The organism is Mesorhizobium sp. M8A.F.Ca.ET.161.01.1.1, assembly GCF_004792105.1.
Classification (GTDB): Bacteria; Pseudomonadota; Alphaproteobacteria; order Rhizobiales; family Rhizobiaceae; genus Mesorhizobium.
Window position 1 is genome coordinate 1 of sequence record NZ_SRTD01000101.1, and the last position, 418, is coordinate 418.

Genomic DNA, 418 nt, shown 5'->3' on the forward strand with positions numbered 1-418 from the left:
GCCCAATTACGGCAGCAAGGACCGCATCGAGCAGGCCAGGGTATGACACCAGGATGATATCAGGCCTGGGCGCCTTGCAGAGCCTCCAGAGCAGAGTGGGATACGCCAACAGCATGCGCCAGAAAATGGTCAGCGGTGCGAGCAGGCCGCGAATCTGTGACTTGTCTTCGACCGCGCCCCATACGTTGGCGTGAACCTGTTCCAGTTTGGCGCCGCTGGCCTCGATGACATCGCGCAGAATCCGGATGCGCGGCTTTCCCGTGTCGAACGTGCCCCACAACAACACGTGCCGGGGGGAAGTCCGAATGGGGTCAGCGGAAGGAGAGATACTTGTGCCCGACATAGCTGGAAAAAACTGGTACGGCTACGCCGACCGCATGGGCGATCTCCATGCGCAGCGTGTCGATGGAGAGCATCG

At 61.0% G+C, this 418-nt stretch carries 1 protein-coding gene; it reads right to left on the bottom strand.

Annotated elements, in window-relative coordinates; genetic code table 11:
- Positions 1-280: hypothetical protein (locus EN804_RS34830; RefSeq protein WP_210237382.1), on the bottom strand; the 280-nt coding region annotated here is incomplete at its 3' end.
- Positions 281-418: the final 138 nt, after the last annotated feature.